The sequence below is a fragment of the Streptomyces katrae genome (assembly GCF_002028425.1).
Taxonomy (GTDB): domain Bacteria; phylum Actinomycetota; class Actinomycetes; order Streptomycetales; family Streptomycetaceae; genus Streptomyces; species Streptomyces katrae_A.
Window position 1 is genome coordinate 4,251,510 of sequence record NZ_CP020042.1, and the last position, 18,825, is coordinate 4,270,334.

Annotated in this window: 20 protein-coding genes; 11 read left to right on the top strand and 9 right to left on the bottom strand. The window is 70.9% G+C overall.

Annotated elements, in window-relative coordinates:
• Positions 1-16: 16 nt before the first annotated feature.
• Complete coding sequence (locus B4U46_RS19410) at positions 17-832, top strand: putative protein N(5)-glutamine methyltransferase (protein ID WP_079429001.1); 816 nt, start codon at positions 17-19, stop codon at positions 830-832.
• Here B4U46_RS19410 and B4U46_RS19415 read toward each other — a convergent pair.
• Positions 829-1,614, bottom strand: a complete 786-nt coding sequence (locus B4U46_RS19415) for an SDR family oxidoreductase (protein WP_079431859.1) — start codon at positions 1,612-1,614, stop codon at positions 829-831. The two genes, B4U46_RS19410 and B4U46_RS19415, sit on opposite strands and share 4 nt — an antisense overlap.
• A 178-nt stretch (positions 1,615-1,792) precedes the next feature.
• Here B4U46_RS19415 and B4U46_RS19420 point away from each other — a divergent pair, with 178 nt between their 5' ends.
• A complete protein-coding gene (locus B4U46_RS19420; RefSeq protein ID WP_079431860.1) occupies positions 1,793-2,683 on the top strand; it encodes a sigma-70 family RNA polymerase sigma factor in 891 nt (296 codons plus the stop codon).
• Positions 2,684-2,732: 49 nt separating this feature from the next.
• On the opposite strand, the gene B4U46_RS19425 is transcribed toward B4U46_RS19420, so the two are convergent.
• Entirely contained in the window at positions 2,733-3,071 is a 339-nt protein-coding gene (locus tag B4U46_RS19425) for a DoxX family protein (RefSeq protein WP_079429002.1), read from the bottom strand.
• Positions 3,072-3,197: 126 nt separating this feature from the next.
• Here B4U46_RS19425 and B4U46_RS19430 point away from each other — a divergent pair, with 126 nt between their 5' ends.
• Both B4U46_RS19430 and B4U46_RS19435 read left to right on the top strand, forming a co-directional pair.
• A complete protein-coding gene (locus tag B4U46_RS19430) occupies positions 3,198-3,641 on the top strand; it encodes a TniQ family protein (RefSeq protein WP_079429003.1) in 444 nt (147 codons plus the stop codon).
• Positions 3,642-3,779: 138 nt separating this feature from the next.
• Positions 3,780-4,157 (top strand): hypothetical protein, encoded by a 378-nt coding sequence (locus B4U46_RS19435; protein ID WP_079429004.1) that lies wholly within the window; start codon positions 3,780-3,782, stop codon positions 4,155-4,157.
• A gap of 121 nt (positions 4,158-4,278) precedes the next feature.
• On the opposite strand, the gene B4U46_RS19440 is transcribed toward B4U46_RS19435, so the two are convergent.
• Entirely contained in the window at positions 4,279-4,902 is a 624-nt protein-coding gene (locus B4U46_RS19440) for a hypothetical protein (RefSeq protein ID WP_079429005.1), read from the bottom strand.
• 291 nt (positions 4,903-5,193) lie between these two features.
• Complete coding sequence (locus B4U46_RS19445) at positions 5,194-5,802, bottom strand: hypothetical protein (protein ID WP_079429006.1); 609 nt, start codon at positions 5,800-5,802, stop codon at positions 5,194-5,196.
• A gap of 1,247 nt (positions 5,803-7,049) precedes the next feature.
• Between B4U46_RS19445 and B4U46_RS37445 the strand changes: the two genes are divergently transcribed.
• The 4 genes from B4U46_RS37445 (at position 7,050) to B4U46_RS19465 (ending at position 9,223) form a co-directional block, all read left to right on the top strand.
• Complete coding sequence (locus B4U46_RS37445; RefSeq protein WP_123995511.1) at positions 7,050-7,391, top strand: hypothetical protein; 342 nt, start codon at positions 7,050-7,052, stop codon at positions 7,389-7,391.
• Between the two features lie 317 nt (positions 7,392-7,708).
• A complete protein-coding gene (locus tag B4U46_RS19455) occupies positions 7,709-8,161 on the top strand; it encodes a helix-turn-helix domain-containing protein (RefSeq protein ID WP_079429008.1) in 453 nt (150 codons plus the stop codon).
• A gap of 22 nt (positions 8,162-8,183) precedes the next feature.
• A complete protein-coding gene (locus tag B4U46_RS19460; RefSeq protein ID WP_079429009.1) occupies positions 8,184-8,765 on the top strand; it encodes a hypothetical protein in 582 nt (193 codons plus the stop codon).
• 116 nt (positions 8,766-8,881) lie between these two features.
• Positions 8,882-9,223, top strand: a complete 342-nt coding sequence (locus B4U46_RS19465) for a DUF2516 family protein (RefSeq protein WP_079429010.1) — start codon at positions 8,882-8,884, stop codon at positions 9,221-9,223.
• Here B4U46_RS19465 and B4U46_RS19470 read toward each other — a convergent pair.
• From B4U46_RS19470 to B4U46_RS19480, 3 genes are all read right to left on the bottom strand, one after another.
• Positions 9,220-10,443, bottom strand: a complete 1,224-nt coding sequence (locus B4U46_RS19470) for a PP2C family protein-serine/threonine phosphatase (RefSeq protein WP_079429011.1) — start codon at positions 10,441-10,443, stop codon at positions 9,220-9,222. The two genes, B4U46_RS19465 and B4U46_RS19470, sit on opposite strands and share 4 nt — an antisense overlap.
• 403 nt (positions 10,444-10,846) lie before the next feature.
• Positions 10,847-11,962, bottom strand: a complete 1,116-nt coding sequence (locus tag B4U46_RS19475; protein WP_079429012.1) for a C40 family peptidase — start codon at positions 11,960-11,962, stop codon at positions 10,847-10,849.
• A 212-nt stretch (positions 11,963-12,174) separates the two neighbouring features.
• Positions 12,175-12,987 (bottom strand): SAM-dependent methyltransferase, encoded by an 813-nt coding sequence (locus tag B4U46_RS19480; RefSeq protein ID WP_079429013.1) that lies wholly within the window; start codon positions 12,985-12,987, stop codon positions 12,175-12,177.
• Positions 12,988-13,223: 236 nt separating this feature from the next.
• Between B4U46_RS19480 and mshA the strand changes: the two genes are divergently transcribed.
• A complete protein-coding gene (mshA, locus tag B4U46_RS19485) occupies positions 13,224-14,606 on the top strand; it encodes a D-inositol-3-phosphate glycosyltransferase (protein WP_079429014.1) in 1,383 nt (460 codons plus the stop codon).
• On the top strand, positions 14,599-15,096 hold the full coding sequence (locus tag B4U46_RS19490; RefSeq protein ID WP_079431861.1) for a YbjN domain-containing protein: 498 nt from the start codon (positions 14,599-14,601) through the stop codon (positions 15,094-15,096). The genes mshA and B4U46_RS19490 overlap by 8 nt, the downstream gene beginning before the upstream one ends.
• A gap of 149 nt (positions 15,097-15,245) precedes the next feature.
• Here B4U46_RS19490 and B4U46_RS19495 read toward each other — a convergent pair whose 3' ends face one another.
• A complete protein-coding gene (locus B4U46_RS19495) occupies positions 15,246-16,565 on the bottom strand; it encodes an MDR family MFS transporter (RefSeq protein WP_079429015.1) in 1,320 nt (439 codons plus the stop codon).
• A 150-nt stretch (positions 16,566-16,715) separates the two neighbouring features.
• On the opposite strand from B4U46_RS19495, the gene B4U46_RS19500 reads away from it, so the two are divergent.
• Positions 16,716-17,474, top strand: coding sequence for a phosphoglyceromutase (locus B4U46_RS19500; protein ID WP_079429016.1), 759 nt, complete (start codon positions 16,716-16,718; stop codon positions 17,472-17,474).
• 342 nt (positions 17,475-17,816) lie between these two features.
• Here B4U46_RS19500 and B4U46_RS37450 read toward each other — a convergent pair whose 3' ends face one another.
• A complete protein-coding gene (locus B4U46_RS37450; protein ID WP_123995510.1) occupies positions 17,817-18,662 on the bottom strand; it encodes a hypothetical protein in 846 nt (281 codons plus the stop codon).
• Between the last annotated feature and the right edge of the window lie 163 nt (positions 18,663-18,825).

An 18,825-nucleotide genomic window follows, 5' to 3' on the forward strand; every position in this document is an offset into this window, starting at 1 on the left:
GTACCGGAAGCCGAGGATGGGTCACGTGACATCGATCGTCGAGCAGCTGCGCGCCGCGGGCTGCGTCTTCGCGGAGGAGGAGGCCGGGCTGCTGATCGCGGCCGCCTCCGGCGACGACCGCCGGCTGGCGGGCCTGGTGGCCCGGCGGGCGGCGGGGGAGCCGCTGGAGCACGTCGTCGGCTGGGCGGAGTTCTGCGGGCTGCGTGTGGAGGTCGGCGCGGGGGCCTTCGTGCCGCGCCGGCGCAGCGAGTTCCTTGCCGAGGAGGCCGTGGCGCTGGCCCGGCCCGGCGCCGTGGTGCTGGACCTGTGCTGCGGGGTCGGCGCCCTCGGCGCGGCGGTGGCCGCCCAGGTGCCGGGCGGGGTCGAGCTGCACGCCGCCGACATCGACCCGGCGGCGCTGGCGTACGCCCGGCGCAACGTGGCCCCGTACGGGGGAGCGGTCTGGGAGGGCGACCTGTACGGGGCGCTGCCGGCGGAGCTGCGCGGGCGGGTGGACGTCCTGGTGGTCAACGCCCCGTACGTGCCGACGGGGGAGATCGGGCTGATGCCGCCGGAGGCCCGGGTGCACGAGCCGCTGGTCTCCCTCGACGGGGGCGAGGACGGCCTGGACGTCCACCGCAGGATCGCGGCGCAGGCCCTGCGCTGGCTGGCCCCGGGCGGCCACCTGCTGATCGAGACCAGCGCCCGGCAGGCGCCGCTGACGGCGTCCGCGCTGACGGCGGGGGGTCTCGCGGTGCGGGCGGCCACCTCGGAGGAACTGCACGCGACCGTCGTGGTCGGCCGCGCGCCGGCCGGGCAGGGCGCCGGGCAGGGTGGCGGGCAGGGCCGCTAGGAGGCGAGGCGTTCGGCGAGGAAGGCCTCCCAGGAGCGCTCGCCCACTACCGCGCCGTCGAGGGAGAGGTTTTCCCCGGCGCGGTAGGCGCGGCCGGCCTTCCCGGGCATCCGGACGGGCATCATCAGGCGCCGCTTGCCGCGCGCCCGCAGGTAGTCGCGGCTCAGGTCGCCGAGGGTGCGGACGTCGGGCCCGGCGATGTCGGCGACCAGCCCGGCGGGCTTGCCGAGGGCCAGTTCGACGAGCCGGGCCGCGACCTCCCGGGAGTCGACGGGCTGCCAGCGCACCCCGCCGGGGACCGGGACGACGGGCAGCTTGGCGAGCTTTTCGGCGACGGTGAGGGCCAGTTCGTGGAACTGGGCGGCGCGCAGGGTGGTCCAGGGCAGCCCGGACCCGGAGACGGCCCGTTCCGCTTCGAGCTTGGTCCGGAACCAGCCCAGGGGGACGGTGTCGGCGCCGATGACGGAGATCAGGACGAGGTGGCGCACCCCGGCGGCCTTCGCGGCGCGCACGAGGTGGCGGGCGGCGACGTCGTCGCCCTTGGGGCCGCCGGCCAGGTGCAGGACCGTTTCGACGCCGTCGAGGGCGGCGTCGAGGCCCGCGTCCTCGATCAGGTCGCCGCGTACGTAGGTGACGCCGTCGGCGGCGGCGGGGCGGGCGCTGCGGCTGAGGACCCGTACGGGGACACCGGCCGCGCGCAGGAGCGGTACGACGAGGCTGCCGAGGGTTCCGGTGCCGCCGGTGACGAGGAAGGGGCGGGGGGATCCGGTCGTGTCCGTCATCTGGGTCATCTCCGATCGATGGGACGGAAGTTGACGTCCCGGGCTTGAACCCGTTCGGTTTCACGGGGGTGTGCGGTCTACTGCTCTGACCCGCAGTGAGGAAGGAATGTGACAGGTGGACGAGAACTCGTCGTCGAACAATCCGACGGGCGTGACGGGCGTGACGGGCGTGAGCGACCTGACGGACCTGACGGAGCTGACGGCGCGCTTCGAGGAGCACCGCAGTCATCTGAGGGCGGTGTCCTACCGGATGCTCGGCTCGCTGAGCGAGGCCGACGACGCCATCCAGGAGACGTGGCTGCGGCTGGAGCGCACCGATGTGAGCGGGGTCGAGAACCTCGGCGGGTGGCTGACGACCGTGATCTCGCGGATCTGCCTGAACATGCTGCGCTCGCGCGAGCAGCGGCGTGAGGATCCGATGGAGCGGCTGGAGACGCGGATCCCGGATCCGCTGATCCGCTCCGAGCGCCGGATCGACCCGGAGCAGGAGGTGATACTGGCCGACTCGGTGGGGCTGGCGCTGATGGTGGTGATGGAGTCGCTGTCGCCGGCGGAGCGGCTGGCGTTCGTCCTGCACGACATGTTCGCGGTGCCGTTCGAGGAGATCGCCCCGCTGGTCGAGAAGACCTCGGCGGCGACCCGTCAGCTGGCGAGTCGGGCCCGCCGCAAGGTGCAGGGCCAGGCCCCGGCTCCGGACAAGGACCTCGCGCGCCAGCGGGAGGCGGTGGACGCGTTCTTCGCGGCCGCGCGGGACGGGCAGTTCGAGGCGCTGCTGTCGGTGCTCGACCCGGACGTGGTGCTGCGTTCGGACGGCGGGGCCGCAGGTGCGCTCACCGTGGTGCTCACCGGTGCGCGGACGGTGGCGGGCCAGGCGGTCACGTACAGCTCGCTGGTGCCGTTCGTCCGCCCGGCGCTGATCAACGGCGCCGCGGGGGTCGTGGTGGTCCGCAAGGACCGGGCCGTGTCGGTCATGGCCTTCACGGTCGTGGAGGGGCGGATCGTCGCGATCGACGTCCTGTCGGACCCGGAGCGCCTGGGCGCCCTGGACCTGACGGCCCTGGAGGACTGAGGTCCCGCTGTTTCCGGGGCCCGGGCCGCCGCCGGCCCCGGCCCCGGTCTCAGACCAGGGCCAGAACGGCGGCGGCGGGGGCGGCGTAGATCAGCGGGAAGGCGACGTGCGCGTACGAGCGGGCCCGCAGGACGGTGATGACGGCGCCGGTGAAGTAGAGGACCAGACCGATCGCGGCGGCGATCCCGATGGCGGGGACGGCGAAGCCGGCGAGGAGACCGAGGGCTCCGGCGACCTTGGCGGTACCGAGGAAGGTCCACATCCCCTTCGGGACGCCGTACTCGACGAGCGGCTCGGTGACGAACGTGGCGCCGCGGAAGATCGAGATTCCGGAGAACCCGGCCATGAAGGCGGCGACGAGGGTGATGACGGTGGCGGTGGTGGACATCGGGGGCTCCTTCGGTTCGGTCTGCGTCGTCGTCGCTCTCTCGCGTCCGACACCCCTCTGACCCGCGCCCGCCCCCGGGTGTGACAGCCCGCCGAAAAGCTTTTCCCGGGCCAGCTGTGACTGAGCATGGTGGAGATCGCCGTCCGAACAGGGCTTGTCGAGCCGACCCCCGTTCGAAATCGCACCCCCGTTCGCCTTCTGCGCGACCTAGACGAGCAGCGGTTCGACGCGTTCGCCCGCGCCACTCGCCTCACGCATGACGAGGTCCAGGGGTTGCTGACTGCGCCGCTGGGCGAGCGCTACGGCCCGCTGAACGCACGTCTGCTGGCTGAGTTCCGTACGCCCACGAGAATGGTCCACAACAACCGCTGGGCTCTCACCAAGGCGACCCGGTACTGCCCGCGATGCCTCTCCGGCGACGGAACCGAGATCGAACAGCGCCACGGTGGGCGCTGGCGCCGGTCTTGGAGAATGCCTCTCGTCTTCGCCTGCCTACGACATCAGCGCCTGCTGCTGTCCGGCTACCCTCGCTGCGGCCAGGACATCTACGCAGCCCGGGCGGCAGCCTGATCGCCCGAGCATCCGAGGGCGGGGCTCCACCCCACCCAGTGCAGAGCCATCCTGCCCGGCACACGAGCGATCTTCGGGGCCAACCTGGCCGGAGGCGAGGCGGACCGACATCCACACGCTCCCTCCACTGTCGCCGCGATGCTGAGACTTCAGCACTACTTCGACGGGCTCTTGGACCCCGATGGCCCTAAGGAAGTGGGCAGTTTCGGCTGGCTGATTCCTGCGGCCCAGTACTTCGTCGACCTCCGCGCCGTGAGCGCGCTGATCTTCATGACGTGGCCCCGCGCCAGGGAATTCGCCGACGTGGAGGCTCTGGCCGTGCTGGTCGACCAGACGCCAGTTTTCGTTCCGATGCTCGAACCGCCGCCCCCGGGCGCGCGGCGGGTGCTGCCGGACCCGGTCGAGCGAACACATCTCCCCAGGTGGGATGGTCGTCCGGAAGACCTGGCGCGAACCTGCCTGCAAGACCTGGGGCCGGCCGTGACCGCCCCGGACCCGCTGGGGCTGCTGCAGTAGTACGCCGGGCAATAAGAGTCATACCTGCTCCCGTGCAGCCGCACCGCTGCGACCGGCCGGTACCGGAGCGGCGCCGGCCGGGGGCGGAGTTCTTGACCCGTGTTCAGGTCGGCTGGTCCGCCTATGAGACGGCTGCCCGCGTGTTCTGGCCTGGAAGCGGCGGCCTCGGGTTCACCTTGTGGCATGCACACAGGCAGGTTTCAGAGTTATTCGTATGGAACCTCAGCTTCTTCCTGGAATCTTCGTCGGAGGTCGCTGCGAGGGACCTGCAAAGCTCACCGAAGGAGTCGACATACGCGCCGTCGAAGACGGGGTCTTTCTTGTCGGACTCCGTCAGCTTCGCTCTGATCTCGTGAAATGTGCAGACATACTCCTGGACGTGCGTCCGGATCTGATTGTCCAGGATGGTCAATGCGATGTCATGCGCGTTGCCGTTCTCCTCAAGGAGAACCTTCCGGCCGGCGTGCAGGCGCTCGAAGCGCCATAGCATCGCGAAGTATGCGCACATCACGTCGCCGCGCTCACCTCCCTTCGATGAGATAGACCTGTTCTGCCAGTGGATGGTGCCCAGGGTATGGCGGTCCTTGATGGCGGAGTCGCTAATGAGTTCGCCGTGGAGATTTCGAGCGATCTCAAGGCGCGTTATCTGACGTTGCCTGCGATTGAGGCGTACGGAGATGTAGAGGGCAACGATGGCGACGATGAAGGAGCCTACCGGTGCTCCGTAACGAACGAGGTCAGTCATTTACCTGTCTGCCTTTCTTTCCGGCTTTGTCTTGGCCCCCGTCCGTCGGAGCCACCGAGTGGTGGCTCCGACGGACGGGCTGGTGTGCTCGCGCCCTGGTTAGCCGCGGCCGTTACATGCCTTGCAGTCGCCGCTACCGCGGCAGCTGTCGCACTTCCAGACGCCCTGGAATCCGGAGCCGCCGCAGGTCGTGCACTTGCCGTCGCCGTTGCATCGCTGGCACATAGTCAGTCCTTCCTCATCTCGATGTGGTTCGGGACGGGCGAGACACGCCCGCCGGTCGGATTCGTGTCACAGGTTGTGCGTCGCACCCCAGCCGAACTTCGGCAGGAGGTCGTTGTAGTAGTGGTTCGGGAACAGGGAGATGCCCAGCGGTTTCGGGTCGGGCAGGTGAGCCGTGTTGTTCAGCCAGGGGCTGTAGGCGTGGAAGATGTCCACGCTTTTGGTCAGGCAGTTGTTCCAGGCCAGGTTGTAGCCGTTCGTCGCGCTCGTACGGGCCGCCCGCTGCGCCTTGGCCGCGTCGGCGGACGGCGTGCTGAGGCACCGGTACTTCACGTACCGCTGATTGCCGCTGTGCCGGGTCTTGAAGTTGTTGAGCATGGCGGTCCAGGACCCCGTGGCGATGAAGGTCTTCTTGGGCTCGCCGCTGTCGCCCTCGGTAGCGCCGAAGGTCCAGGTGCTGCTGGTGCCGTTGCGGAAGGCCCAGCCGATGTGGCCGACCGGTGCGGCGGGACCGCCGCGGTCGAGGTCGACGGAGTTCGGCGCCAGGACCAGGCACACCTGGCCTGCGCTGGCGGCTTCGGCGCTGCCAGCGGCGATCACCGGCGCGACCGTGCCGATGAGCGCCGCCGCGAGCAGGACCAGGACTGTGCGATGCTTCCGGAACCTCGATCGGGGCATGGGTGGTTCTCCCTTCAGGGGTCGGGAATTGATGGCGGATCAGCCAAGTCGTGTCCGCCGCAATCCACCCTGATGGCAGGCAGCGGCCTACTCCAGACCCCTCGGCCGACAGCCGGTTGCACTGCTAGTTGCATGACCAGTGACCTGCTGTTTCATCACCGGAGTGCAAGAAGTCGCGCGGGGAAGGGAACATCGGTATGGAGGAGCAGAAGGCGGAGGAGCCGGACTTCATCGACTCGGCCCACGCTCTGGTCCAGGCCCTGGACGCATGGGCAGGCTGCCTGGGAAGGGTGCTGAACGATCGTCTGCCCTCTCGCCCCGCTCTCCTCGGCAGGCTGAAGCACACAGAGCCGACGATCGACGGCCCACTCCTGACTCAGTGGCTCAAAGGGCGCAACATGCTGCTGGAGAAGAGGGCACGGGGCGGACGGGTGCCGGACGCCCAGGACGCGAGCAACCTGGCGGCAGTCTTCTTGCCTCCCGCCCGGCAGCACGGCCAACAGCTGCTGCGCCTCGCCACGGAGATCCAGACCCACAAGCGACGGCTTGAGCAGCTCGTGGGAAGGGAATGGCGCAAGGCCGTAATCGACGCTCTCTCAGCCCAGCCTGCTTCAGCGCGCCCGGCCCCAGGAACATCAGCCCAGTCCAGCGCGGAGACCAACGAGCCCGCCTACAGCGCAGTGGAGGGATCTACCTCCACGGAGAGCGAAGGCGGTGGGCAGCCTGCCTACGCCTCGGCCCCGCTCTCCGAAGCAGGCCCCATCCTCGACCAAGACGTCCTAGGCCCGCACGCCATGCCGGGATCAACTGCTCCGGGGACGGGAGCAGAGCACAAAAATCGCAGCTTCGGGGAGCCACCCCGCGACAATGTGATGGAGGAAGCCCAACCCCCCGCCGCAGACGGGACAGAGGATCAAAGCCCCGGCCCGCACCCTCCTTCAGACCTGCGCCGCAGGCCACCCCGCCGCCTGACAACCCACGTTGTGCTCGTCGGCGCCGCAATCACTGTAATCCTGGCAGGCACGGCCGCAGCCAGCTGGTACGGCAGCGGAGACAAACCCCGATCGACACCCCAGGCTGCTGCTCCCGTCCCGGCGCTCCCCGGCGGGGCTTCCCCGGCCCCAAGTGCTGCCGCAGTGGCAACGCTCCATTCCGAGCAGCCAGGCTTGGAAAAGGGAACCCTCGGCGACGACAGCCGTTGCAGCGCTCCGATCCAGGGCCCCGACGCGGTGCAGTGGAGGTCGTGCATGCGGGTCGAACCTACACGCGTCACCTTCGCAATCAAGATCACAAATCTGGGTCAGGGGCCCGTGAGCCTGAAGATCCGCCTGCAATACACCCAGGGCGGCGGCGGGCCGGTTTTCCGCGACTGCCCCGGAGCGCCGTCGGCATATTTACTGACCGTTCCGGCCGCAAGCACGGTTATCACGGACCAAGGGCAGTGCGCCGTTCCTCGTGCCGACCGCTCGCTTGCCTACTCGGCGGCCGGCTGGGTGCTCGCTGCAGATGCCACAGACGGCTCCTACCGCCTCTCCCCAGCCGCGAACGTGTATGCCGATCACACGATCTGGAAGCCTGATCTGCTGTAGGCGGCCGAAGCCTCGATGCCCGTCCCGGTGATCTCGATCTATCTGCGGCGCCAGGGGTGGGTCTCGTTCCCGCTGCGGATCGTCAGCATGAACCGATCCAAGAGCATGATGGCCATGGGCGACATCATCGCTCGCGGACCGATCCCCAAGGGGGCAGCGGAGCGTGCTCGGAGGGGTATCGCCGACGCGCGCGGTGACAGCTGTCCTGCTCAAGTGACAGCTAGCGTGCTCAGGCACACCGGCCGGCCGCCCCCCGGGTGGGTGCTTCTGCAAGCAGGGTGCTTGCAATAGTTAGCAAAGTGCGGCAGGATCGGAGCATGGCATCGCTCAACGTCGGGAACCTCGGCGAATACCTCCGCGAGCAGCGGCGGCAGGCCCAGCTGTCGCTGCGGCAGCTCGCCGATGCGGCGGGGGTGTCGAACCCGTACCTGAGCCAGATCGAGCGCGGGCTGCGCAAGCCGAGCGCGGACATCCTCCAGCAGCTGGCCAAGGCGCTGCGGATCTCCGCCGAGACCCTGTACGTGCAGGCCGGGATCCTCGACGAGCGGGACCGGGACGAGGTGGAGACGCGGGCCGTCATCCTCTCCGACCCGTCGATCAACGAGCGGCAGAAGCAGGTGCTGCTCCAGATCTACGACGCGTTCCGCAAGGAGAACGCGGCGGAGGCCGACCAGGCCCCCGGCGCCGATGCCGATGACGATGCCGGAGCCGATGCCGACGCGGCTGCCGGTACCCGTGCCGACGACGGCGCGGTGCCACCCACGAACTGACCGGATCCGGGAGGACCCGCACATGGCCATCGCCGATGACCTGAAGAAGACCCTCACCGACCCCACCCCCCTCTACTTCGCCGCCGGTACCGCCGACCTGGCCCTTCAGCAGGCCAAGAAGGTGCCCGGCCTGATCGAGCAGCTGCGTGCCGAGGCCCCGGCCCGGATCGAGGCCGTGCTCGACACCGATCCCAAGGTCGTGCAGGAGAAGGCCAAGGTGGCCCAGGAGGCCGTCACGGCCCGGGTCGTCGAGGTCTTCGGGGCGATCGACCCGAAGAAGCTGGGCGAGACCGCCCAGGACCTGGCGCTGCGCGGGGTCGGCGTGGCCGCCGAGTACGCCGTCCGGGCCAAGGAGACCTACGACAAGGTCGCCGAGCACGGCGAGCAGGCCGTCCGCGCCTGGCGCGGCGAGGTCGCCGACGAGATCGTGGACATCGCCGAGATCGTCGAGCCGGAGCCCGCGCGGGCGACGCAGGACGCTCCGGCCGAGAGCGCCGGGGCCGAGGCCTCCGCCGAGGCCGGGGACAAGCCCGCCGCGAAGAAGCCCGCGGCGCGCCGCAACGGGACCAGGAAGGCCGCCGCCGAGGCCTCCGAGGAGAGCTGACCCGTCCGGGGTCGAACCGGGCACCCGCGGGGTGTCCGGTTCGTTCTCGTTTCGGAAGGCCGATCGGACGGTAGCGTGGAGTCGGAAGTGCTGGACGCGAGAAGGCGGTCGAGACGATGCTGATGCAGGGGTTCGATGACGGGGTCCTCCCGTTGCTCGGTTACGCCATGCTGGCGCTCGCCGTCGTGGCCTTCGTGCTCGCGCTGCTGGCGCGCGAGGACGCCTACCGGGCGGCGGACAAGCAGACCAAGACCTTCTGGCTGGTCATCCTGGGTGTCACGGTCCTGGTGGACTTCTTCCTCGGGATGCTGTTCCTGCAGATCGCGGGCCTGGTGGCGACCATCGTGTTCTTCGTCGACGTCCGCCCCGCGCTCAAGCAGGTCTCGGGCGGAGGCGACCGGCGCCGCGGCGGCAGCAGCAGCGACGGCCCGTACGGTCCCTACAACGGCGGCCGCTAGCCGCGCGAGAGCAAGACGAGGGCGACGTCGTCGGTGAGCTCGCCGCCGTTGAGGCGCCGGGCCTCGGTGACGGAGGCTTCCAGTAGGTTCTCGCCGGTGAGCCCGTCCTCCAGGTGCCGGTTGATCATGTCGACCATCCCGTCCTGGCCGAGGCGCTCGCGGCCCTCGCCGATTCGGCCCTCGATGAGGCCGTCCGTGTAGAGCATCAGGCTCCAGGTGCCGCCCAGGTCCACCTGGCGGCGGGGCCAGCGGGCCCGGGGGAGCAGCCCGAGGGCCGGTCCGCTGTTCTCGTACGGCAGCAGCCGCGCGGCGCGGCCGGGGCGGGAGACCAGCGGGGCCGGGTGGCCGGCCAGGCACAGGCCCGCGCGGCGGCCGTCGGGGGAGATGTCCACCGTGCACAGGGTCGCGAAGATCTCCTCGCAGGGCCGCTCCACCTCCAGGACCTCCTGGAGGGTGGCGAGCAGGTCGTCCCCGCACAGCCCGGCCAGGGTCAGGGCGCGCCAGGCGATGCGCAGCTCCACGCCGAGGGCCGCCTCGTCGGGGCCGTGGCCGCAGACGTCGCCGATCATCGCGTGGACGGTGCCGTCGGGGGTGCGGACCGCGTCGTAGAAGTCGCCGCCGAGGAGGGCCCGGCTGCGGCCGGGGCGGTAGCGGGCGGCGAAGCGGAGGCCGGAGCCGTCGAGGAGGGGGGTGGGGAGCAGTCCGCGTTCGAGGCGGGCGTTCTCCTGGGCCCGAAGTTTCGATTCTGCAAGCTTGTACTGCGCGATGTCGGCCCGCTTTCTCTCCACGGCGTAGCGGATGGCGCGGCTGAGGAGCCGGCCGTCGAGCTCGTCGCGGAAGAGGAAGTCCTGGGCGCCGACCCGCACGGCCTCGGCGGCGCGTTCGGCGTCGGCCTCGGCGGTGAGCACGAGCACGGCGTGGCGGGGTGCGATACGGAGGACCTCGCGCAGGGCGCCGAAGCCGTCCTCGCCGGGGCCGGGCAGGGCCAGGTCGAGCAGCACGCAGTGCACGTCAGGCGTGAGCAGCCGGGCGGCCTCGGTGAGGTTGCGGGCGGTGCGGAGCCGGATGCGCTGGCCGTCGGCGTCGAGGATCTCGGGGACGGTGAGGCCGCCCGCGGGGTCGTCCTCGATGACCAGCAGGGTCAGCGAGGCCGCCGCCTGGGGGGCGGGGCCGTTCTCCGGGGCGGGGGTTTCCCTCTGCCGCGGTACAGGTACGGGCATCGTCTCCGGTTCCTTGCCTCCCCCCGGAAGTGCGCTCATGCCGGGACCCTAGCGGGCGGGGGTGGGGAGGGGGAATGCCGGAGCGGGCAGGTGCCCGCGCCATATGCCCCCATCCCGGCGGAAACCCGCCCACCCGGGATGACCAACGTCACGGCATGGGGAACCGGCCCGAGACCCCGGTCACAGGGGCCGGGGCGAGACCCCGGTCACAGGGGGCCGGGCCGCGGATGCCGCAGCGCGGAGCCGCCTTCCCGCCCCGTCCTTCCTCCGTCGCCCTGGGCTGGTTCCAGTTCCGTCGGCGTTCGAGGCGCGGGGTCTGGGGCGGAGACCGGGAGGCCGGGCGGCCCCGCGCCGCGTAGCGGCAGCGGTAGCCCCCGGAGCCGTACCCCCGCCCGGCCAGGGCCTACGCGTCGGGCCGGACCACGGCCTTGATCGGCATCGAGCCCGCGCCGGCCATCGTCACGGTCCGCCCCGGCCGCGGCGCATGCACGATCGCCCCGTCCCCGACGTACATCCCGACATGGCTCGCGTCGTCGAAGTAGATGATCAGGTCCCCGGGCCGCATGTCCTTCAGCGCGACCTTCGGCAGCAGCCGCAGCTGCTCCTGCGAGGTGCGCGGGATCGGGCGGCCCGCCGCCAGCCACGCCTGTGAGGTGAGCCCCGAGCAGTCGTAGGAGGCCGGGCCCTCCGCGCCCCAGACGTACGGCTTGCCCATCTGCGCGGTGGCGAACTGCACCGCCCTCTTCCCCGCCTCCGAGGCCAGGCCCTTGACGTCCTTCATCGCGCCCGACGACAGCCAGGCCGTCTGTGCCTGGTACTGGGCGTCCTGCTCCAGCTGGATCAGCCGGGCCTTCTCCTCGGCCGCCAGCTTGTTCTCCAGGCCCTCCGCCGCCTTGATCTTGCCCTCGATCTCCTTCTTGGCGGCTTCCTTCTTGACCCGGTTGTCCTCCATCTTCTGCCAGACGGCGCCCGCGTCCTTGGCGTACCGCTCCAAGTCGGCCTGGGTGCGGGTCAGTTCCGCCAGCAGGTCCGTGGTGGCCTTCTCGCCCTGCCGCAACCGGCCCGCACCGTCGAGGAACTCGGACGGGCTGCCGCTCAGCGCGAGCTGCGCGCCCGGCGGCAGGCCGCCGGAGCGGTACTGGGCGCGGGCGGCGGCGCCCGCGCGGTTCTTCAGGGTGGCGATCCGGTCCTGGCCCGCCACCACCAGGTTGGCGATCTGGACGATCCGCTCGGACTGCGCCTTCGTCTCGCTCTCCGCGAGGTTGTAGGCGTCCGTCGCGCTGCCGGCCTGACGGTAGAGGTCCTCTATCTCCTTGCGGACCTGCTCCAGGGTCTTGGCGCCCGGCTCCGGCGCGGGAGCCGAAGGGGCGGAGGGCGCGGACGGGGCGCCGGGCGCGGACGGGGCGGCGAACGCCGGGCTCGTCGCGAGTCCGGGGGCCGTCAGTATCGCCATCGCGCACAGCAGGGTCAGGGCGGACGCCCCTCTCCGGCGTGACGACGCTCGCTTCACGGTCCCCATGGCTCCCCCAGGCGCCCCGAGTCAGAGCCGATGCCACCGGACATCAGATCTGACTATTCGTCAGTAACTTGGCACTGCCTCCGGGATGGTGCCATGAACCGGCGAATTCCAACACCCTCCGGATTCCGCTCCGATCATGACCGGCCACGCACCGTCCACCCCGCACGACTCAACGGGCCGCCCCCACCCCCGGTTCCCCCACGGCGCGAGGTTCACCCCGCCGGGCGCAACGCCTCCCACCGCACCGTCAGTTCCCCCTGCCTCCACCGCACCGGCCCGTCCGCCAGCGGCCAGTCACCGGCCAGCGCCCGCGCCGTCCGGATCCACCGCTGCCGCGCCCCGTACGAGGCGTACGGCGCCGCCGCCGCCCACGCCCGGTCGAAGTCCCGCAGGAACGCGTGCACCGGCTCCCCCGGCACGTTCCGGTGGATCAGCGCCTTCGGCAGCCGCTCCGCCAGGTCCGACGGCCGCTCCAGCGAACCCAGCCGCGTCGCGAACGTCACCGTCCGCGGCCCCTCCGGCCCCAGCGCCACCCACACGTGCCGCCGCCCGATCTCGTCGCAGGTCCCCTCCACCAGCAGCCCCTCCGGAGCCAGCCGCGCGCACAGCCGCTCCCAGACCGCCTCGACCTGCTCCTCCTCGTACTGCCGCAGCACGTTCGCCGCCCGGATCAGCGCAGGCCGCTCCCCGCCGTCCAGCGGCACCTCGAAGCCCCCGTGCCGGAAACTCAGCCCCTCCCGCTCGTACGGCTTCGCCCCCGCCACCCGCGCCGGCTCGATCTCGATCCCCACCACCCGCACCCCCGGCGCCGCCTCCCGCAGCCGCGCCAGCAGCTCCACCGCCGTCCACGGCGCCGCCCCGTACCCCAGGTCCACCGCCACCGGCGCGTCCGCCCGGCGCAGCGCCGGCCCGTGCACGGCGGCGATCCAGCGGTCCATCCGACGCAGCCGGTTCGGGTTCGTCGTCCCGCGCGTCACGGTGCCCACAGGGCGCTTCGGCGGTGGCGGAGTGCTGCGGGAGACCATGCGCCGAGCGTAAGCGGAGCCCCCGGCCCGCAAAAAAATCCGGCGTCCCGAGCAGGAAGTTCCCGCGCCCCGGAATGCGGGGGACGGCCATCCGGGTTGCACTCCTTGCAGAGCGCCGCGCGCGCTCCCGCAGTCATGCCGCCAACAGCTTCAACCGTGCCGCCCCACCGGCACACCGCCCAGCCCGCCGTCCGCGTGATCCGAGCGCCGCGATCCGAGCGAGAGGAACTGCTCCCTTGAGCCAGTACGTGTCCCGCCTCGGCGGCAGCATCAGCGGCCGCATCGCCGCCGCCCGCGGTGCCCGCCAGGACGCGCCCCGCCTGCGCCTCCCCGCCATGGGGCACCACCGCAAGCCCCGCCGCGTGGCCATGCTCAGCGTGCACACCTCACCGCTGCACCAGCCCGGCACCGGCGACGCCGGCGGTATGAACGTCTACATCGTGGAGCTGGCCCGCCGCCTCGCCGCCATCAACATCGAGGTGGAGATCTTCACCCGGGCCACCACCGGCGGCCTGCCCCCGGCCGTCGAGCTCGCCCCCGGCGTCCTCGTGCGCCACGTGGACGCGGGACCGTACGAAGGCCTCGCCAAGGAGGAGCTGCCCGCCCAGCTGTGCGCCTTCACCCACGGCGTCATGCAGGCCTGGGCCGGCCACCGCCCCGGCTACTACGACCTCGTCCACTCCCACTACTGGCTCTCCGGCCACGTCGGCTGGCTCGCCGCCGAACGCTGGGGCGTCCCCCTCGTCCACGCCATGCACACCATGGCCAAGGTCAAGAACGCCGCGCTCGCCGAAGGTGACACCCCCGAGCCGGCCGCCCGCGTCATCGGCGAGACCCAGATCGTCGCCGCCGCCGACCGGCTGATCGCCAACACCGCCGAAGAGGCCGACGAACTCGTACGGCACTACGAGGCCGACCCCGGCAAGGTCGCCGTCGTCCACCCCGGCGTCAACCTCGACCGCTTCACCCCCGGCGACGGCCGCGCCGCCGCCCGCGCCCGCCTCGGCCTGCCGCAGGACGCCGTGATCCCGCTCTTCGCGGGCCGCATCCAGCCGCTGAAGGCCCCCGACATCCTGCTGCGCGCCGTCGCCGAACTCGTCGACCGCGACCCCGCCCTGCGCGGCCGCCTCTTCGTCCCCGTCGTCGGCGGCCCCAGCGGCAGCGGCCTCGCCAAGCCGGAGGGGCTCCAGAAGCTCGCCGCGAGACTCGGCATCACCGACCTCGTGCACTTCCACCCGCCGGTGGCCCAGGACCAGCTCGCCGACTGGTTCCGGGCGGCGTCCGTACTGGTCATGCCGTCCTACAACGAGTCCTTCGGGCTGGTCGCCATCGAGGCCCAGGCCACGGGCACGCCGGTCCTCGCCGCGGCCGTCGGAGGCCTGCCGGTCGCCGTCGACGACGGCGTCACGGGCATCCTCGTACCCGGCCACGACCCCGTCGACTACGCCCGCGCCCTGCGCCGCTTCGTCGACGACCCCGGCCTCACCCCCCGCATGGGCGCCGCCGCCGCCCGGCACGCCCAGCACTTCGGCTGGGACACCGCCGCCAGCGGCACCGCCGACGTGTACACCGCCGCGATGCATGATCACCGCCGTCGCGTACGCTCCCACCATGGCTGACACCGCCGCGATCATCGAGTCCACGCTGTCGGGTGCCGAGCTGAGCTGGGAGAGCCCGCAGCCCGGCACGTACGTCGTCCAGCTGCCCGGCACCCGCAAGCTGAGCACCACCTGCTCCCTGCGGGTCGGCCGCCACTCGCTGTCGGTGAACGCGTTCGTCATCCGCCACCCCGACGAGAACGAGGCGGGCGTCCACCGCTGGCTCCTGGAGCGCAACCTCAAGCTGTACGGCATGGCGTACGCGGTCGACCCGCTCGGCGACGTCTACCTCACGGCGCGGCTCCCGCTGTCCGTGGTCACCCCGGAGGACCTGGACCGCCTCCTGGGCACGGTCCTGGAGGCGGCGGACGGCGCCTTCAACACCCTCCTGGAGCTGGGCTTCGCGAGCGCGATCCGCCGCGAGTACGAATGGCGCACGGCGCGGGGCGAGTCCACCCGCAACCTGGACGCCTTCAAACACCTGACCCGCCCGACCGACACCCCTTCCTGACGCCCGCCCCGCGCCCGCCGGCGTGTGAGGCGCGGGTCCGGGCGCAGCCCGGGAAACGGGGAAAGGGCGGGGCGGGGAGACGGCTCCGCGCAGCGGCACCTCCGCACCCCCGCACCCGCGCACCCCCGCACCTCCGCCCCCCCGACCGGCTATGCCTCGGCAGCGGCCGCCACCGTCGCCGCCCCGCCACCGGCGCCCGGCCCGCTGCCCGGCGCCGCGCTTCGTCCCGAAGCCCGACCGGCACCCACCGGCAGCCCCCGCATCAGGGCCCAGTACCCCCCGGCCGCCACCGTCCCCAGGACGCCCGTCGTCGCCCAGAGCCACCCGGCCCCCCACCGGTCGATCACCAGCCCCGACATCAGCGGAGCCACCAGCGAGGCCACCGACCAGGACAGCGTGTACATCCCCTGGTACCGCCCGCGCCCGTGCACCGGCGACAGCTGCACCACCAGCCCCATCTGCGTCGGAGAGTTCACGATCTCCGCCAGCGTCCACACGCACACCGTCAGCGCGTACGCCCACAGCGGCCCCGCGAACGCCGTCATCGCGAACCCGTACCCCGCCAGCAGCGCCGAGACCACCAGCAGCCGCCGCGGGTCGCGGTGCTCGATGAACCGGGTCACCGGCAGCTGGAGCACCACGATCAGCACCCCGTTCACGGCGATGACCATCCCGTAGTCCCCGGGCGAGAACCCGGCCGAACCCATCGCCACCGGCAGGCCCACCGAGCCCTGCGTGAAGATCAGGGAGATCAGGAACGACAGCCCCACGACCCCCATGAACCGGCCGTCCCGCAGCACGTTCCCCAGCCCGACCTCGGGCGCCGCCTGCGCCACGGAGCCACCCGAGCCACCCGAACCCCCCGCGGCCGCCTCCGGCCGCGACTCCGGCAGCTTCACGAACACCAGCACCGCGCACAGCAGCGTCAGCGCCGCCTCGCCCAGGAACCCCGCCAGGTAGCTGTACTCGGCGACCAGCCCCGCAGCCACCGAGCTCACCGCGAAGCCCAGGTTGATGGCCCAGTAGTTCAGCGCGAAGGCCCGTACCCGGTCCTCCGGCCGGACGATGTCGGCCATCATCGCCTGCACCGCAGGCCGGGAGGCGTTCGAGGCCATCCCCACCAGCATCGCCACCGCCGCGATCGCCGCCGGGTGCTCCATGAACCCCAGCAGCGCCACCGTGCCCGCCGTGGACACCTGCGCCACCAGCATCGTCGGCCGCCGCCCCAGCCGGTCGGTCATCACCCCGGCCCCCAGCGAGGACACGACCCCGCCCAGCCCGTGCAGGGCGGCCACCAGTCCCGCGAAGGAGGCGGAGTAGCCCCGCTCCAGGGTCAGGTACAAGGTCATGAACGTGGCGACGAAGGCCCCGAGCCGGTTGACGAGCGTGCTGGCCCACAACCACCAGAACGCGCGTGGCAGACCCGAGACGCTCTCCCGGGCAGCACGGCTCAGACGGGCAACTGACATAAGGATCCCCCCGGGGATGTAAGAGTCACTGATCCGTCCGGCACATTACGAGAGGGGTCCGCCGCCCGCCACTCAATTGACGCCGCGCGTCAATCGACCCCCGCCCGGACCGCGCGCAGGCGCGCCCGGCCGTCCACTAGGCTCGTACGCATGGCCGACGCACCGTACAAGCTGATCCTCCTCCGCCACGGCGAGAGCGAATGGAACGCGAAGAACCTGTTCACCGGCTGGGTGGACGTCAACCTCAACGAGAAGGGCGAGAAGGAGGCGGTCCGCGGCGGTGAGCTGCTCAAGGACGCCGGCCTGCTCCCCGACGTCGTGCACACCTCCCTCCAGAAGCGCGCCATCCGCACCGCGCAGCTGGCCCTGGAGGCCGCCGACCGCCACTGGATCCCCGTCCACCGCTCCTGGCGCCTGAACGAGCGCCACTACGGCGCCCTCCAGGGCAAGGACAAGGCCCAGACCCTCGCCGAGTTCGGCGAGGAGCAGTTCATGCTGTGGCGCCGCTCGTACGACACCCCGCCGCCGGCCCTCGAGGACGGCACCGAGTTCTCCCAGTCCGCGGACCCGCGCTACGCCTCCATCCCGCCGGAGCTGCGCCCGCGCACCGAGTGCCTCAAGGACGTCGTCGTCCGCATGCTCCCGTACTGGTACGACTCGATCGTCCCGGACCTCCTCGACGGCCACACCGTCCTGGTCGCCGCGCACGGCAACTCCCTGCGCGCCCTGGTCAAGCACCTCGACGGCATCTCCGACGCCGACATCGCGGGCCTGAACATCCCGACCGGCATCCCGCTCTCCTACGAGCTCGACGCCGACTTCAAGCCCCTCACCCCGGGCGGCACCTACCTCGACCCGGAGGCCGCCGCGGCCGCCATCGAGGCCGTCAAGAACCAGGGCAAGAAGTAACCCGTTAGCTCAAAGGGCCCCTCACCTGCCGTTTCCCGGCGGGGGAGGGGCTCTTCGCTCTCCTGGGGCCGCCCGTGGGCCGTCAGACGCGCCGGACGTGCCGGCTGCAGTGGATCTGGACCCTCGACGGGCTTGCCGCCGGGGCCGGGTCCGACCTTGTACCAGCGGTCCTGGATGTGCCCGGCCATCAGGCGGCCTCCTCCCGGTCCGTGGGGGAGGTGACCTACGCGCGTACGTCTTGAGGGGTTGTCCACAGGGTCCGCCACCGGCCCCCGCGCAGTGCTGCTCCCGATCACGAGCACGGGGTGTGCGACGACGGGCAGGGGACCCTGTCCGGACCGCTCATTCTCCGGCGACAACGAGGGTGTGCACGCGGTCAGGGCGGCCGATTGACGTCCAGGACATCCCGGAACCGTCGTATTGGAAAACGGTCCCGTTAGCGCCCACTCTGTATACCGTGTCGTCGGTGACCGCGCACGAGATACTAAAGTCGCCTATGCGTTCCCAGTTGCCAGGGTTACCGCGATATCGGAATAGCCCATTCGCTACAAATGCGGTAGCGATGAGCCCGAAACCTCCTGCAGTGAGCGTATCGGTACCACCACGGGGACTCCCTATGTCGGTCCAGGAGGTTCCGACGCCGTCATATTGGAAGACCGTGTTGCCGTGAGGTTCCGTTCTGTATACGGTATCGGATGAGAGTGCGTACGCACCGCCCTTTTCCCCTATGTGTTCCCATTTACCTGGAGTTCCAGTGTAGAGGAATGTGAGACCGTCGATAGAGTTCGGCATCCGTGCCATCAGCCCAAATCGGCCACCAATGAGTTCGAAGGAAGAATCGCCGATCTTGCTCCACAGCGGACTTCCATCGTCTTCGAAGCCATCGAACTGGAGCACTGCGCTTCCGTCGGCGGACCTTTTGTACACCGTGTCGTCGGTGACAGCGTACGACGCACCACTGAGACTCAGGAATTGCCAGTCGAACGGGCTGCCGTTGTAACTGAACTCCTGATCTGCCGTGGCTCCGTCAGCACTCCCGATGACTAGCCCCCACCCGCCTCCAAAAGTACCGGAGACGGTGACCGGGCCTTTGATTTTAGTCCACGAAGTTCCAAATCCATCGTACCGATAGACGGCGTTGATGCGATTTTGACCGTCGACAGTTACCGCATTAACAGTAAGGGCCATGGTTTCCTCCTGTAAGAATGAGCGGGGCTGCCTGACGGCGGCCCCGCAGGCATGGGTACATTCCGGCGGTCGAACCAATGGAGTTCCGCCGCCTCGGGAGGGGCACCTGACCTCCATCCCGCGCTACCAGTGGGCCGCACTCGGAGTGCTCCGGTCACGTCAC

Excerpts from the sequence above, each read along its gene's own strand:
- B4U46_RS19480 (WP_079429013.1), bottom strand. The coding sequence starts at position 12,987 with ATGGTCTCCCGCAGCACTCCGCCACCGCCGAAGCGCCCTGTGGGCACC.
- B4U46_RS19425 (WP_079429002.1), bottom strand. The coding sequence starts at position 3,071 with ATGTCCACCACCGCCACCGTCATCACCCTCGTCGCCGCCTTCATGGCC.
- B4U46_RS19500 (WP_079429016.1), top strand. The coding sequence starts at position 16,716 with ATGGCCGACGCACCGTACAAGCTGATCCTCCTCCGCCACGGCGAGAGC.
- B4U46_RS19415 (WP_079431859.1), bottom strand. The coding sequence starts at position 1,614 with ATGACGGACACGACCGGATCCCCCCGCCCCTTCCTCGTCACCGGCGGC.
- B4U46_RS37450 (WP_123995510.1), bottom strand. The coding sequence starts at position 18,662 with ATGGCCCTTACTGTTAATGCGGTAACTGTCGACGGTCAAAATCGCATC.
- B4U46_RS37445 (WP_123995511.1), top strand. The coding sequence starts at position 7,050 with ATGCGGGTCGAACCTACACGCGTCACCTTCGCAATCAAGATCACAAAT.
- B4U46_RS19490 (WP_079431861.1), top strand. The coding sequence starts at position 14,599 with ATGGCTGACACCGCCGCGATCATCGAGTCCACGCTGTCGGGTGCCGAG.
- B4U46_RS19435 (WP_079429004.1), top strand. The coding sequence starts at position 3,780 with ATGCTGAGACTTCAGCACTACTTCGACGGGCTCTTGGACCCCGATGGC.
- B4U46_RS19440 (WP_079429005.1), bottom strand. The coding sequence starts at position 4,902 with ATGACTGACCTCGTTCGTTACGGAGCACCGGTAGGCTCCTTCATCGTC.
- B4U46_RS19475 (WP_079429012.1), bottom strand. The coding sequence starts at position 11,962 with ATGGGGACCGTGAAGCGAGCGTCGTCACGCCGGAGAGGGGCGTCCGCC.
- B4U46_RS19445 (WP_079429006.1), bottom strand. The coding sequence starts at position 5,802 with ATGCCCCGATCGAGGTTCCGGAAGCATCGCACAGTCCTGGTCCTGCTC.
- B4U46_RS19430 (WP_079429003.1), top strand. The coding sequence starts at position 3,198 with ATGGTGGAGATCGCCGTCCGAACAGGGCTTGTCGAGCCGACCCCCGTT.
- B4U46_RS19465 (WP_079429010.1), top strand. The coding sequence starts at position 8,882 with ATGCTGATGCAGGGGTTCGATGACGGGGTCCTCCCGTTGCTCGGTTAC.
- B4U46_RS19460 (WP_079429009.1), top strand. The coding sequence starts at position 8,184 with ATGGCCATCGCCGATGACCTGAAGAAGACCCTCACCGACCCCACCCCC.
- B4U46_RS19455 (WP_079429008.1), top strand. The coding sequence starts at position 7,709 with ATGGCATCGCTCAACGTCGGGAACCTCGGCGAATACCTCCGCGAGCAG.
- B4U46_RS19410 (WP_079429001.1), top strand. The coding sequence starts at position 17 with ATGGGTCACGTGACATCGATCGTCGAGCAGCTGCGCGCCGCGGGCTGC.
- B4U46_RS19495 (WP_079429015.1), bottom strand. The coding sequence starts at position 16,565 with ATGTCAGTTGCCCGTCTGAGCCGTGCTGCCCGGGAGAGCGTCTCGGGT.
- B4U46_RS19470 (WP_079429011.1), bottom strand. The coding sequence starts at position 10,443 with ATGCCCGTACCTGTACCGCGGCAGAGGGAAACCCCCGCCCCGGAGAAC.